The following is a 13,670-nucleotide window of genomic DNA, read 5'->3' on the forward strand; positions in this document are numbered from 1 at the left end:
GCTCAAGTGAGGATCAACGTCTGGGCGTTCTTAGTCGAGGAGTGGCTGCCCGCATCAAGATGCTCGTTGACGCCACCACCTACGACAACTGGCAGGCATTCATCCACGCCTACGTTGTCCCCCACCTCGGTGACGGTGAGCTGCAGAAGCTGACCGCGCCAATGCTGGTGAAGTTCTATACCCAACTCCTGGCCGATGGACGTATCAAGCCCGACAACAACATTCGCATGTACGAGTACTGGGCAAAGGCGACCAAGCGTGGCCAGCAGCCCACACCACGCGAGATCACCGACGCCTGTGCCGTCACCATCCATGCTGCCCGTACCGCTGTGCGCCGCTACAAGGCTGGACGAATCCCGACCCCGAAACCAGCTGGGCTGGAACCCAAAACCGTCCGCAACATCCACCTCGCCATCCATCGGGCACTCGTTGATGCCGTTGCCTGGAAGTATCTCGTCGACAACGCGAAGCCACCTCGCGTGGCCAAGTCTCGACGGCCGGTATGGACACCGGAGCAGGCCACCCGGTTCATGGACAGCATCTGCTTCGACCGGTTCTACGCGCTGTTCCGACTGGAGCTGACCACCGGGCTGCGTCGCGCCGAGATCTGTGGAATCCGTTGGCCTTCCTTGGATCTCGACGCTGGGACACTGTCAGTGCATCAGGGTCGAGTAGTCGTGTCTGGACGAGCGCAGGACGCTCAGGTCAAGACCGAAGACTCCGAACGCCTGATAGCGCTCGACGAGGAGACCGTCGATGCACTTCGCGTGTGGCAAGCCATCCAAGACGCCGAGCTCGCCCTCTACGGTGACGACTTCCGTGACACCGACCTGGTTTTCACCTACGAAGACGGCCGACCCGTGCACCCGGATTCGATCCGAGAGCGGTTCAAACGACTGGCTGCCGACGCTGGACTGCCCGAGATCCGCTTCGACGACCTGCGCCACACGTACGTCACCAGAGCCCTGCGCGCCGGAATCAATCCGAAGGTCGTCAGCCAGCGCATCGGTCACGCCGATGTCGCCTTCACCATGAGCGTCTACCAACATGTCCTGCCCGGCCAGGACGAGGACGCCGCCGCTCGTGCCGCCGCGTACATGCTGGGACGCCGCAGAACCCCTGAGACAGCATCGAACCCATGAAACTGAGTTTGGCTAATGATGCCAAACGTGATGCCAAATGAACGCGAAAACGGCCCGGAACCAGCTGGTTCCGGGCCGTTTTACCTAGTAGCGGGGACAGGATTTGAACCTGCGACCTCTGGGTTATGAGCCCAGCGAGCTACCGAGCTGCTCCACCCCGCGTCGGGTGAAGGGAACATTACACACCCCGGGGCGGCAGAACCTAATCGCGGTGATCCGGGTGTCGCGCGGAGTGGTCCGGGCGGTCCGGCTCAGTCGAGAGTGACCATCGAGATGGAGCTGGAGCCGGCGTTGGCGACATAGAGGCGATTGCCGGTGGATATGGCCAGGCCCTGGGGGTCCTCTTCCACCCGGACGGTGTCGATTACCGCCGCCGTGGCGGTGTCGATCACCGAGACGGTGGCGGTGGACTCGGTGGCGACGTAGGCGCGGGAGCCGTCGGCGGAGAGGGCTACGCCCGAGACCCCGGTACCCATATCCACCGTGCCGGTGACGGTCTCGGTTACCGGGTCGATGAGGAACACCTTGTTGGCCGTCCAGGTGGTCACGGCGGCGCGCGTGCCGTCGGCGGATACGGCCAGGTTTCGGGTGCGCACGCCCACGTCCATCGTGGTGACCGAGCCGGCCCCCGGCCGGTAGAAGGAAATGTCGTTCTTCGGCTGGTTCGCCATGCTGTACTCGAGGATGATCCACTTGCTCCCGTCGCGCAGGGGCCGAGTCTCCCCCGGGGTGCGTGCGGTCGGAATGCGCTCTCCCGTAGGAGCTTTGGTGTTCGCATCGAAAACAGTGACGCCGTTGCCGTCGGGGACGTAGACCAGGGCGCTGTCGGCCGAGACGTCGGGCCGCCGCGGTGACCGGACCGGACCGAGCTCACCGATCTGCGCGCCGGTCTCCCCGTCGAGGATGCGGATGACGTTCCGCTCGACCGAGGGCACGTAGATCCGGCGGCCGTCGGGCGCGACGACGGCCTCCTCGAACAAGCCGGTCGTGAACCGGATCGTTCGGAGGACGGTGTTCGTCCGGAGGTCGAGAACCTGCACGCCACCGAGCACACCGACCGCGAAGAGCTGGGTACCGTCCGCCGACAACGTCACGGTCAGCGGATTCAGCTGGACCGGAATCCGGACCGGGCCCGCGACGGCGGTTGTCGTCACAGGGGGCGAGGTGCTCGCCGTCACCACGCTGTCGCTGTCGCGACGCAGCACGATGTAGGTGAGACCACCCGCCACCAACAGCATGATCACCGCCACCAGGGCCAGCGCGACGGCCACCGAGCGGGCCCGCCGCGGATCGGCGGCCGGGGCCGTGAGGTCGGCATGCGCGGTCATGTCCGCGAGTGCTCGAGAGTAGGCGAGGGTGCCGTCCGCCACCGCCGGCGGCAGCCAGCCGCCGACCGCGGGCGCCACGGACCGGTTCAGGAAGTCGAGCATGTCACCCGGACACGGCCGATCTAACGGATTGGGCGCGAGACACTGTGCGACAAGGTCTCCCAGGCTGCCGGGCGGTGCGCCCGATAGGTCCGGGAAGCCGTTCGCGACCCGCATCAGCAACGCCACCGCGTCGCCGTCACCGAACGGGCCACGGCCCGACGCCGCGTAGACCAGCACCGAGCCCAGCGAGAACACATCGCCGGCCGGGCCCGCGAAATCACCCCGAGCCTGCTCCGGCGACATGAATCCGGGCGTGCCGATCACCCCGCCGGTCATGGTCACCGTCGCCCCGTCACCCAGGGAGTGGGCGATCCCGAAATCGATGACACGCGGCCCGTCCGCGGCGACGAGCACATTCGACGGTTTCAGGTCGCGGTGCACGACGCCGGCGGCGTGAATTGCCGCCAGCGCCTCCGCCATCCCGCGGGCCAGTTCCCGGAGCGAGTCGGCCGGCAGCGGACCGAACCTCGTCACCACCCCATCGAGCGCGGGTGCGGCGATGTATTCCGTTGCGCTCCAAGGTCTCGGCCCATCGACATCGGCGTCCACGACCGCCGGCGTATAGAAACCGCCGACCGCCCGCGCGGCCCGAACCTCGCGCACGAAGCGCTGCCGGAACTCCCGATCGCGTGACAGGTGCGGGTGTACCACCTTGACCGCGACCAATCGGCGGCCCGGCGAGATGCCGAGGAAGACCTCGCCCATTCCGCCCGCCCCGAGCCTGCCCAGCAGCCGATAGCTGCCGATAGCCGGCGGATCTCCCACGGCCAGAGCGTGAATCGGCGGCGGGGATTGCGGGGTGGTCATGCGTTGATCGCGTAGAGATGGCGGTCGGCGCAGCCCGCGTACACGGCGCCCGATCCGAAGACGACGCCGCCGAGCTTGCCCGGTGCCCCGTAGGCCCACCGTTGCTCACCGGATGTGATGGCCAGCGACAGAATCTTGTCGGCCGTCGCGAGATACACCGAGTCGGTTCCCACCGCGAGCGCGTCCGACAGCGGGTCATCGCTCCGATACAGCCACCGCACCGTCCCGCCCGCGGCGTCGAAGGCGTAGGCCCGCGAGTAGCCCACAACGAACGCGGTGCCGTCGCGCACCACGGTTGCCGAGCCACCGAAATCGAATCTCCATTTCTCGGCGCCGGTGCCGAGATCGAGCGCGCGGAAGGTGCTCGAGGTCGAAAGATACACGGCACCACCGGAAATGATCGGCGTGCCCAGCCGGTCGAACTCGCTCTTCGCATCGGTCACCCGCCAGCGGACCGTGCCGGTGGCAGCATCGAGCAGGCACACTTCGCCTCCACCCGTCACCGTCACCACCGCTCCATCGGCGGCGAAGATCGGGGAGATGAACGTATCCGCGTCGGTGAGCGCCGCCCAGCGCTGCGCCCCGGTCGCGGCATCGAAAGCCAGAAGCCCTTTGCCGCGCGGCGAGTTCGGACAATAGACCGATCCGCCGGCCGATGTGATCGCACTGTTGACCCCGGGCTTCTCCCAGAGTTCGACGCCCGTCGCGGCATCGAACGCGAAGAGCCCGCGCGCGCTGTTCGCCGCGAACACCTTGCCGTCGGCGTACACGGGACCGTGCGAAAGATCCTGGTACATGGCTGATTTCCACCGCACCACACCGGATCCGGTATCGAGCGCGTACACCGAGCCGTCGATACTCCCGGCGAAGACCATGGTTCCGTCGACCGCGGGCGGATCCTGTGTGGAATCGGTGCCGATCGTCCCGATATCGGTCCGCCATCGCAGCGAGCCACCCGGACTCGGCGCTTCGCCGGGAGCTGTCGACTCCCCGCTGCCGGCGACGAGCTCGCCGACAGCGGCGGCTGCGCCCGCCGACACCAGAACCCCCGCGACTGCGGCGGCCAGCACCGTACGACGTTTCGTGTGCCGAGGCGGCGCGAGCGGCTCGATCACCGGCGGCGCCGCCAGCGCGCGCATCATCGGCTGCGGCAGCCACGGGGCCGAAGACGGCTCGGAACCAGGATCGCCCAGCGCCGCGAGCAAGTCCGCGGTTGACGGGCGCGCGCTCGCCTCTTTGTTCAAGCAGGACACTATGATTCGGTACAGCCGTCCCTCACGCAGCCCGGTGAGGTCGGGCTCGGAATACGCCACCCGCATCAGCATCAGCGCAACGCTGTTGTCCTCGAAGGGAGAATGACCGGTCGCCGCGAAGGTGAGCACCGAGCCGAGCGAGAAGATATCGCTCTGGGGTCCGATGTCGCCGCCGAGTACGTGCTCGGGAGACATGTAGCCGGGCGTGCCGATGAGCGCGCCGCTGGCCGTGACGGCGTGCGTCTCGGCCACCAGCTTCGCGATCCCGAAATCGATGACGCGCGGCCCGGATTCGGTGAGCAGAACGTTGCCCGGTGTGAGATCCCGATGGGTGACACCGGCGGCGTGGATCGCCGCCAGCGCCTCGGCGATCCCGGCCGCCAATTCCTCGACCGACGCCTCCGGCAGCGGACCCAGGTCGACTACCAGGTTCTTCAGCGAAGGTCCCGCGATGTATTCGGTGGCCAGCCACGGCTGTGACGCCTCCCAGTCGGCGTCGAGCACCGCCGCGGTGTAGAAGCCGCCGACCGCGCGCGCCGCCTGCACCTCACGGGCGAATCGCGCCCGGAACTCCACGTCCCGGGCCAGATGCCTGTGCACCACCTTGAGTGCGACCTGCCGCCCACCCGGCGAACGGCCCAGCAGGACATCACCCATGCCCCCGGAGCCGAGGCGACCGATCACCCGATACGGGCCTATCGCTTCGACTACGTCCGCATTCACCGGAGCCGTTCGAGCATGATGCGCGCCTGATCCTCGGCGAGCCGGCGAACGTCCTCCCGGTCGGCGCGGATGCCCGCGCCGTACACCTTGAATGTGGTGCGCACGAACAAGTTACCGTCCTTGGCCGCTACTACGGCTTCGATCGTCGTGTAGGCCGCGTTGCCGACATACCTCAGCGTGTAGTACGCGGACTCGCCCAGGCCGGAGATGGCCTGGGCGGTCGAGTCCGCCGGTGGCGTCGCGATGGTACGGGCCTTGCCACTGTTGAACAGTTCGTTGTCGTTGTCCCAGCCGAAGTCGGCCTGCCCGGCGAAATTCGCGTTCTCGAATTCGGCCTGGCATTCCAGGCTGCCGTCCGTCCCGTTCGCGTCGACTTCTTCGTGCAGCGGTTTCCCCTTCGAGGGATATCCCAGGCGCACGATAGCGGCCAGATCCACCGCATCACAGGCGTTCGCGACCTTGCCCGGCTTGTACTTGACCGCCTGGCCGGGGGGCTGACCACCGGGCAGGTAGGGGTCCCCACCGGCGGTATCGCCGTCGTTCAGCAGCACCACCGCCGCGAAGATCATCGTCACGACGAGTGCGATCACGCTCGACACCGCTGCCGCCCAAGCCAATCTGCTCCCACCCCGGGTCGGGTGCCGCGTCACTTCAGTCTCCCGAGCACGGTTTCGGACTGATGGCGGCAGATCGCCTCCAACTCGTCTCGGGTGGTGCCGTCATCCTCTGACAGATAGACGTTCACGATGGCCACCACATTCGCCTCGAGGAATCCGAGCATGCAACTGATCTTCGAGGAGTCGCCCTTGTTCGGTTCGTGCACAACCAGATACGCGTCTTCACCGATATCGCTCACCTGCTCGGTGGTGACACCGGACCCGGTGGTGCCGAGACCGTCGGCCCGATGTCCGTCATACAGGCTTCGCACGGTCTCGAGCTGATCGGACACCTCGATGTGCAGCAGGATGAAGCCGTTCTCGTGCATGGTGCTGCAGTTGAGCGAATCGGCGACCATCGGCAGTTCGATGATGTCCCCTCTCGGGGTGTTGTTCGACTTGCCGATCACCCGCTCGACAGCGGGCTGATCGAGCAGAGCACAGGCGTCGCCGAGACCGGCCGAGGTGTATTTGGTCGTGCCGCCGTTCCCGCCCGGATCGGAGCCGCCTTCGCTACCGCGCTGCGCGACAACGATTCCCACGGTGGCCAGCACGACCACGATCAGCGCGCCGCAGACGGCGGTGATCGTCCACGGCAGCCTGTTCGATGAATGATGCTGTGCAGCAGCGCTTTCCGCCAACACCGGCATGGTCTGCGCGTCGATACCCGCCGCCGACGGGAGCAGCACCGTATTCTCCGCAGCCGGCGCGGCGGCCAGCGATGACGCCAGCTCACCCGCGGACGGCCTGTCGGCCGGGTCATCGGACAGGCACCGCGCCAGCACCGTTCGCAAGCCTGCCGGTACGTCATCGAGTCCCTGGTCCGCGGACGGGGCGCGACCTGTCGCGGCGAATACCAGCACCCCCGCCAGCGCGTATACCTCGCCGGGCGGATTCGCGGTCCCGCCGGCGGGCGGGTGCGCGGGTCCCAGGCGCGGCCCGTCGGAGTACATCAGCACGGTCTGCGGGCGCAGATCTCCGACCTCCTGCCGCAGGGCGTGTACGGCCGCGAGCGCCGCGGCCAGCCGTTCGCCGATACTCCGCACCGCGCCCTCGGGCAGCGGACCATGTTCCGCGACAAAGCGATCCAACGTCGGTTGTGGTGTCTCCCCCGCCGATCGACCGTCCGGCCGCTCCGATTGTTCGGTGATGTCCCCGTTTCCATCTGTCATGGCCAAGTCCTCCCTCCTGACCGCGCAATACAGCGCTGTGCGACTGTATCGCCTCACCGCACACCCGCAACCCGAATCGACGGCGCACGACAGCCGCGGCACAACACGCACGCGGAGCGTCACCCCTCAGCACACTCGCGGCGCGGGTTGATACGGTCGGTGCGATGTCTGCCGAGGCCGGAAGCACCCTGCCAATCCAGCGAGTTCGGGCCATTGTCGAGCTCGCCGGACAGCGTGGCTGGGATATGACCGACATGCTCGGCGAGGCAGGGATCTCACCGGATCTGTTGTCGGAAGGGCGTTCCCGGGTCACCATCGAGCAAACCGTGCAGGTCGTGCAGCGGCTGTGGCGAGCCACCGATGACGAACTGCTCGGATTGGGGCTGCGGCCCATGCCGCGCGGCACGCTGCGACTCGTGTGTTTCGGGCTGGTCGGCGCTCCGACCCTGGGCGTGGCCGTCCGCCGATTCGAGAGTTTCCGGCGCTCACTGCCGGGACTCCCGCGCCTCACGCTCATCGAGCGGGAGGGCGAGGCTCGGGTGAGCTTCGAGATGACCGGCCAGACGCCGGGCATCGTCATCGACACGATGCTCACCATCACCCACCGGTTCATGGCCTGGCTGATCGGCGGGCGACTGCGGTTGCGGCGGGTCGAAGTGCCGTATCCGAACGATCCGGAAGTCGACGACTACGACGTGGTTTTCGGTGCGCCCGTGGTGTTTTCCGCTGCCGCGCCGACCCTGGTGTTCGACGCCGCGCTGCTCGATCACCCGATCGATCGCGGAGAGGACGAATTGCAGGCGTTCCTGCGCAACGCCCCGTCCGGCGTGCTGGGCCCGCGGGACTACTCGATCTCGCTGGCCGCACGGGTGCGGCACATCCTGCAGCGCGGGCTGGACGGCGATTGGCCCGGCGCCGACGACATCGCCGCCGAACTGGCCATGAGCCCGCCGACCCTGCGCCGCAAGCTGCGCGAGGAACACACTTCGCTGCGCGAGATCCGCGAGCAGATCCTGCGGGACGCCGCCATCGCGAGCCTGGTGCGCGGGGACGAGACCGTCTCCGCGCTGGCCCGGCGGCTCGGCTTCTCCGAGGCCAGCGCGTTCTCGCGGGCCTTCCGGCGCTGGACCGGGAGCGCGCCCGGCTCGTATCAGCACTGAACCCTGCCGCGCACTCACGGCGTAGCACCCACTGGACGCTCAAGCACTACGGTCAAGAATTCGAGCGAGCCGGTCATTGGCGCGGTGGCAATACCGTCCTACCGTTCGATCAGAGCCGACACGAACAGAGGAGTTCAACTCGTGGCCCTGCATCGCTCGCCGTGGATGGACGAGGACCTGGACGCGCTCGCCGATCTGGCGCGCCGCTTCTTCGAGAAGGATTGCGCACCCAACGAGGACCGGTGGGGACGCCAGCACCACGTCGACCGTGAGCTCTGGAACCGCGCCGGCGAGCTCGGGCTGCTGTGCCTGAGCATCCCCGAGGAGTACGGCGGCGGTGGCGGCACCTTCGCGCACGAGGCCGTGGTGCTGACCGAGCAGGTGCGCGGGCTCGCGCCGAGCCTCGGCAACCCGGTGCACAGCGGCATCGTCGCGCACTACCTGCTCGCCTACGGCACCGAGGAGCAGAAGCAGCAGTGGCTGCCCAAGATGGCCTCGGGTGAGATCGTCGGCGCGATCGCCATGACCGAGCCGGGCACCGGGTCGGACCTGCAGGGCATCAAGACCAAGGCCGTCAAGGACGGCGACGACTACGTCATCAACGGCGCCAAGACCTTCATCACCAACGGCTACCTGGCCGACCTGGTGATCGTGGCCTGCAAGACCGGCGAGGGCAAGGGCGCGGACTCGGTCTCGCTCGTCCTGGTCGAGACCGAGCGCGAGGGCTTCCGGCGCGGGCGCAACCTCGAGAAGATCGGCCAGCACGGGCAGGACACCTGCGAGCTGTTCTTCGACAACGTCCGCGTGCCGCAGTCGAACCTGCTGGGCACCGCCGAGGGCATCGGCTTCATCCAGCTCATGCAGCAGCTGCCGCAGGAGCGCCTGATCCTGGCCGTCATCGCCGCGGCCGCGATCGAGAAGACCGTCGAGGTCACCCTGACCTACACCAAGGAGCGCGAAGCCTTCGGCAAGCCGGTCTTCGCCTTCCAGAACACCCAGTTCACCCTGGCCGAGTGCGACACCATCAAGACCATCGCCTGGAGCTTCACCGACGACTGCGTCAACAAGCACCTGCGCGGCGAGCTCGACGTGCCCACCGCCGCCAAGGCCAAGTGGTGGCTGACCGAGCAGCAGTGCAAGGTCGCCGACGAGTGCCTGCAGCTGTTCGGCGGCTACGGCTACATGGCCGAGTACCCGATCTCCCGGATGTACGCCGACGCCCGCATCCAGAAGATCTACGGCGGCACGAACGAGATCATGAAGCTGATCATCGGGCGGACGCTGTAGGTCGACGCGACCGGCTCACGGCCCCGGCATCACACGGTGATGCCGGGGCCGTTCCCTATCGAACAGGCCGATCATCGGGCGGATGCTCCAGCGCCGGAACGCAGTTGCCGCTGCCGGACCCGGGCCGAGCCGGTGATCAGGCGCAGGGCCATGCCGAGCAGCAGGAGATTGCCGAGCATCTGGACCAGGACGAAACCGCGGGTCAGTTGGGTGGCCGCGACGATGTCGCCGAAGCCGACCGTGGCGAAGACCGTCACGGTGAAGTAGAGGGCGTCGAGTTTGGTCAGGGCCGCACCGAAATTCGCGGGATCGGCCAGGGACAGCAGGTAGTAGATCGTCGCGAAAGCGATCAGGTAGGCACCGAAGACCGTGGCCAGGGCTTCGGCGGCCTGCTCGATCGGGCGATCCACGTGCAGCACCCGATTCACCTGCCAGACGCACAGCGCGAGCACCAGCACCAGGCCGGCGATCAGCAGCAGCACCGCGGGGACATCGTCGAGGCGGTCGAACGGCAGCACGAAGTAGGCGACGGCGAACACCGTCAGGACCAGGGCCGGGCGCAGCATCACACGGTAGATCGGCCGCCGGCGCGATCCCGAATTTCTGCTCTCACCAGGCTGTTTCGACATGGGGTGATGCTACGGCGGCGAGCGGCCGCACCGTGGTACCCGGAACCGCGGGTGTCGAGGCGTTCCGGCGTCAGCAGGCGCGAGAGCGCACGGCGAACGCGGCGGGCACGTGCATCCAGTCGAAGGTCGTCGCGCTGGGATGGATCGTCTCGGCCAGCGACTGCACCCGCTGGGCCACCGCGGCGGGATCGGCGTCGGCGGCCAGCGCCGGGGGCACGCCGTCGGCCCCGGTCGCCACCGTCAGATAGCGATTCGCGCAATAGAACGGCAGATTCGGGTCACCGAGCCAGTCCGCGGCCTGATCGTCGAAGACCACGAACCAGGGGCGCAGGCGCGCTTCATATCTCGTGCGCGGATCACCGTTGCCGGCGGCCGAGGACATGGCGGGGAACATCATGGCCCGATCCGCCTGCCCGGCGGCCGCCAGCCGGTCGAGATGGTTCGCGTACTCCTGTTCGGTCGGCACGTTGTCGAGTTCGTAGTCCGCCAGGGTGTTCTCGACCGTGCCGGTGATCGGATAGAGAATGAACTTGCCGCGCAACTGATTCCAGGTCGGCCAGCCCGAGTCGGCGACCGCCTCGTCCAGGGTTCGATGACCGGACCCGAGCAGATCGGCGGGTGCGAACACCTTGTTCCGGCCGAGGTGATCGGCGACGAGGCGATCGAGCTGGGCGGGGCCCATGCCCGCGCGACCGCGGAAGCCCCACTTCAACTCGATCTTGAGGTAGATCGGATCGTGGCCGGGAGTGCTGTCGCTCCAGGATCTCAGCGCATCCAGGCACTGGCTGAAATCCCCACTGCCCCCGGCGGATCCCGAACCGCCGGCGCTGCCCGAGCTCGACAGGCTCCCCAGGGCCCCGGAGCCGGGGGTGTACTGACAGTTGTTGTCGTTGGCCAGCGGGTTGGTGTGGCTGACGATCCAGCCGTGCTCGCCGCCGTAGGTGGTGTAGACGTCGAGTTCGAGCAGCCGCGCGCCCTTGTTCAGGCCGTCCGCTATCGACGCGCCCTTGGACCGCTCGTAGGCGTTGTGCAGGCCCGAGACCGAGATCTGGTTCAGCGGCACGGCGTCGAAAGCGGAACTGTCCGTGTTTGTGGGGACCGCCTGCACCGAACTCGAGCACACCAGCAGCGCGGCCACGGCAACCGCCGCGGTGGCGCTCTCGCGCAGCCGTCGGCGAACAGTCTCGGGTGTAACGGCTTTCATGCGTTCTCCTACACGGCGGGGCAGTCACGGTCCTCCCCCGCGCGGAAGTAAACATGATCATCGGCCACGACGCTGGTCAATTGACCAGATTGGACGGACGCGCTGTCGCAACGGCGGAAACCGCGAAGCGCGGCCTAGACTCGCGCCCATGCGCATCGCGATTATCGGTGGACACGGGCAAATCGCACTGCACCTCGGACGAATCCTGAGCGAGCGGGGCCATGCCGTGCAGAGCGTCATCCGCAAGCCGGCGCAGGCCGGGGACATCGAGGCGGCGGGCGGCGAACCGCTCGTGCTGGACCTCGAACGGTCGAACGCGCAGGATCTCGCGGCGGCGCTGGCGGGCGCGGACGCGGTGGTCTTCGCGGCGGGCGCGGGACCGGGCAGCGGGCCCGAACGCAAATACACCGTCGACCGCGACGGTTCCGTACTGCTCGCCGATGCCGCTGTGCGCGCGGGCATCCCGCGCTTCCTCCAGATCTCCACCATGGGCGCGGGCAAGCCGGCCGCCGGTGGCGACGAGTCCTGGATCGCCTACATCGACGCGAAAACCCAGGCGGAGGATGATCTTCGCGCCCGCGACCTGGACTGGACCATTCTGCGCCCGGGTCGGCTGACCGACGAACCCGCCACCGGGCAGGTGCAGCTCGCCGACTCCGTTGCCGCCGGAAGCATCCCGCGAGCCGACGTGGCGGCGGTGCTGGCGGAGCTGCTGATCACCGGGGCGGGCGCGCGGCGAACGCTCGAATTGATCAGTGGCACAGAAGGTATCGACAAAGCGGTTTCAGCACTCCGCAGCTAGACAGGCATTAGCGCTGCGGTGCACCGGAATTCGCTACTCCAGCCGGGCATTCGCCAGCCCCTCGGTACGACCCGCAACCCCTGCGCCCCGCCATTCGGAAATGACGGGGCGCAGGGGTCATTTCGACCACAGGTCAGTTCGACCCGGCCCCCGGGACCGGGCAGGCGTCGACGGCTTCGGCGACGACCTGGGGTTCGGCCGACAGCGCCGGGCGAGCGCCCTGCTCGAAGTCCGCGCCGGTGATCGGCGCGTCCGCGCTCAGCGCCTCGAGCTCCGCGGGCTCGAAAACCCGTCCCCGGCTGAGGAATCGATAGCCTTCCGGCGCTTCGAGGCTGAAGCCCGAGCCACGGCCCGGCACCACGTCCAGCACGAGCTGGGTGTGCTGCCAGGCCGCGAACTGGGGGCCCGAAATCCACACCGCGGCGGCGTCTTCCGAGTCCGGCGCCGTCTCGGCCACCTCGCCCGTGCGCAGGTTCAGATCCAACAGACCCAGCAGGACGTCTCGATCGCCGATGACGAATTCGCCTGCCGGATAACACATCGGGGCCGAGCCGTCGCAGCAGCCGCCGGACTGGTGCAGCATGAGCGGACCGTGCGCGGCGCGGAGGCGACGGAGCAGATCCATCGCCGCCGCGGTGGCGCGCACCCGCCGGGGCGGGGTGGGCATCAGAAGAAGCCCTGCGCCTTCCCTGCATAGCTGACCAGCAGGTTCTTGGTCTGCTGGTAGTGGTCGAGCATCATCCGGTGATTCTCGCGGCCGATGCCGGACTGCTTGTAGCCGCCGAACGCCGCGTGCGCGGGGTACTGGTGGTAGGTGTTGGTCCACACCCGCCCGGCCTGGATGTCGCGGCCCGCGCGGTAGGCGACGCCGCCGTCGCGGGACCAGACGCCCGCGCCGAGGCCGTACAGGGTGTCGTTCGCGATCTTGATGGCGTCGTCGTAATCGGCGAACGAGGTCACCGACACCACCGGGCCGAAGATCTCCTCCTGGAAGATGCGCATGGCGTTGTCACCGGTGAACACCGTGGGCTGCACGTAGTAACCGCCGGACAGATCGCCGCCGAGGTCCGCGCGCTCGCCGCCGGTGAGCAGGGTCGCGCCCTCGCCCTTGCCGATCTCGATGTACGACAGGATCTTCTCGAGCTGATCGTTGCTGGCCTGCGCGCCGATCATGGTCTCGGTGTCCAGCGGATCACCCTGGCGCACAGCCTTGGTGCGCACCACGGCCGCGCTCAGGAACTCGTCGTAGATGTCGGCCTGGATGAGCGCGCGCGACGGGCAGGTGCAGACCTCGCCCTGGTTGAGCGCGAACATGGCGAAGCCCTCGAGGGCGCTGTCCTGGAAATCGTCGTTGGCGGCCAGCACATCGGAGAAGAAGATGTTCGGGCTCTTGCCGCCGAGTTCC

12 protein-coding genes and 1 tRNA gene are annotated in these 13,670 nt (G+C 67.8%); 4 read left to right on the forward strand and 9 right to left on the reverse strand.

Annotated features, from left to right (window positions below):
• Window positions 1-41: 41 nt before the first annotated feature.
• Window positions 42-1,142 carry a site-specific integrase gene (locus tag ABZ319_RS17755; RefSeq protein WP_354987493.1) on the forward strand — a complete coding sequence of 367 codons (1,101 nt, stop codon included), beginning with the start codon at window positions 42-44 and terminating at the stop codon, window positions 1,140-1,142.
• Window positions 1,143-1,230: 88 nt separating this feature from the next.
• On the opposite strand, the gene ABZ319_RS17760 is transcribed toward ABZ319_RS17755, so the two are convergent.
• From ABZ319_RS17760 to ABZ319_RS17780, 5 genes are all read right to left on the reverse strand, one after another.
• Window positions 1,231-1,304, reverse strand: a tRNA-Met gene (locus ABZ319_RS17760).
• 89 nt (window positions 1,305-1,393) lie between these two features.
• Window positions 1,394-3,379: a serine/threonine-protein kinase gene (locus ABZ319_RS17765; RefSeq protein WP_354987494.1), complete on the reverse strand. Its 1,986-nt coding sequence runs from the start codon at window positions 3,377-3,379 to the stop codon at window positions 1,394-1,396.
• A complete protein-coding gene (locus ABZ319_RS17770) occupies window positions 3,376-5,355 on the reverse strand; it encodes a serine/threonine-protein kinase (protein WP_354987495.1) in 1,980 nt (659 codons plus the stop codon). The genes ABZ319_RS17765 and ABZ319_RS17770 overlap by 4 nt, the downstream gene beginning before the upstream one ends.
• Window positions 5,352-5,924: a hypothetical protein gene (locus ABZ319_RS17775; protein ID WP_354987496.1), complete on the reverse strand. Its 573-nt coding sequence runs from the start codon at window positions 5,922-5,924 to the stop codon at window positions 5,352-5,354. The genes ABZ319_RS17770 and ABZ319_RS17775 overlap by 4 nt, the downstream gene beginning before the upstream one ends.
• Before the next feature lie 77 nt (window positions 5,925-6,001).
• A complete protein-coding gene (locus ABZ319_RS17780; RefSeq protein WP_354987497.1) occupies window positions 6,002-7,183 on the reverse strand; it encodes a hypothetical protein in 1,182 nt (393 codons plus the stop codon).
• A gap of 164 nt (window positions 7,184-7,347) precedes the next feature.
• On the opposite strand from ABZ319_RS17780, the gene ABZ319_RS17785 reads away from it, so the two are divergent.
• Both ABZ319_RS17785 and ABZ319_RS17790 read left to right on the forward strand, forming a co-directional pair.
• The gene (locus ABZ319_RS17785; RefSeq protein ID WP_354987498.1) at window positions 7,348-8,343 is read left to right on the forward strand and encodes an AraC family transcriptional regulator; all 996 of its coding nucleotides are present in this window, start codon (window positions 7,348-7,350) and stop codon (window positions 8,341-8,343) included.
• Window positions 8,344-8,508: 165 nt separating this feature from the next.
• Window positions 8,509-9,630, forward strand: a complete 1,122-nt coding sequence (locus tag ABZ319_RS17790; protein ID WP_354987507.1) for an acyl-CoA dehydrogenase family protein — start codon at window positions 8,509-8,511, stop codon at window positions 9,628-9,630.
• A 71-nt stretch (window positions 9,631-9,701) separates the two neighbouring features.
• Here ABZ319_RS17790 and ABZ319_RS17795 read toward each other — a convergent pair whose 3' ends face one another.
• Both ABZ319_RS17795 and ABZ319_RS17800 read right to left on the reverse strand, forming a co-directional pair.
• Window positions 9,702-10,259, reverse strand: coding sequence for an ion channel (locus tag ABZ319_RS17795; RefSeq protein ID WP_354987499.1), 558 nt, complete (start codon window positions 10,257-10,259; stop codon window positions 9,702-9,704).
• 70 nt (window positions 10,260-10,329) lie between these two features.
• Window positions 10,330-11,463, reverse strand: coding sequence for a Ca2+-dependent phosphoinositide-specific phospholipase C (locus ABZ319_RS17800; RefSeq protein ID WP_354987500.1), 1,134 nt, complete (start codon window positions 11,461-11,463; stop codon window positions 10,330-10,332).
• Window positions 11,464-11,611: 148 nt separating this feature from the next.
• On the opposite strand from ABZ319_RS17800, the gene ABZ319_RS17805 reads away from it, so the two are divergent.
• The gene (locus tag ABZ319_RS17805; protein ID WP_354987501.1) at window positions 11,612-12,265 is read left to right on the forward strand and encodes an SDR family oxidoreductase; all 654 of its coding nucleotides are present in this window, start codon (window positions 11,612-11,614) and stop codon (window positions 12,263-12,265) included.
• 133 nt (window positions 12,266-12,398) lie between these two features.
• Here the strand turns inward: ABZ319_RS17805 and ABZ319_RS17810 are convergent, their stop codons facing one another.
• Both ABZ319_RS17810 and ABZ319_RS17815 read right to left on the reverse strand, forming a co-directional pair.
• Window positions 12,399-12,932 (reverse strand): DUF779 domain-containing protein, encoded by a 534-nt coding sequence (locus tag ABZ319_RS17810; protein WP_354987502.1) that lies wholly within the window; start codon window positions 12,930-12,932, stop codon window positions 12,399-12,401.
• Window positions 12,932-13,670: aldehyde dehydrogenase family protein (locus ABZ319_RS17815; protein WP_354987503.1), on the reverse strand; the 739-nt coding region annotated here is incomplete at its 5' end. The genes ABZ319_RS17815 and ABZ319_RS17810, both read right to left, overlap by 1 nt.

This window comes from Nocardia sp. NPDC005978 (assembly GCF_040614455.1).
Lineage (GTDB): Bacteria > Actinomycetota > Actinomycetes > Mycobacteriales > Mycobacteriaceae > Nocardia.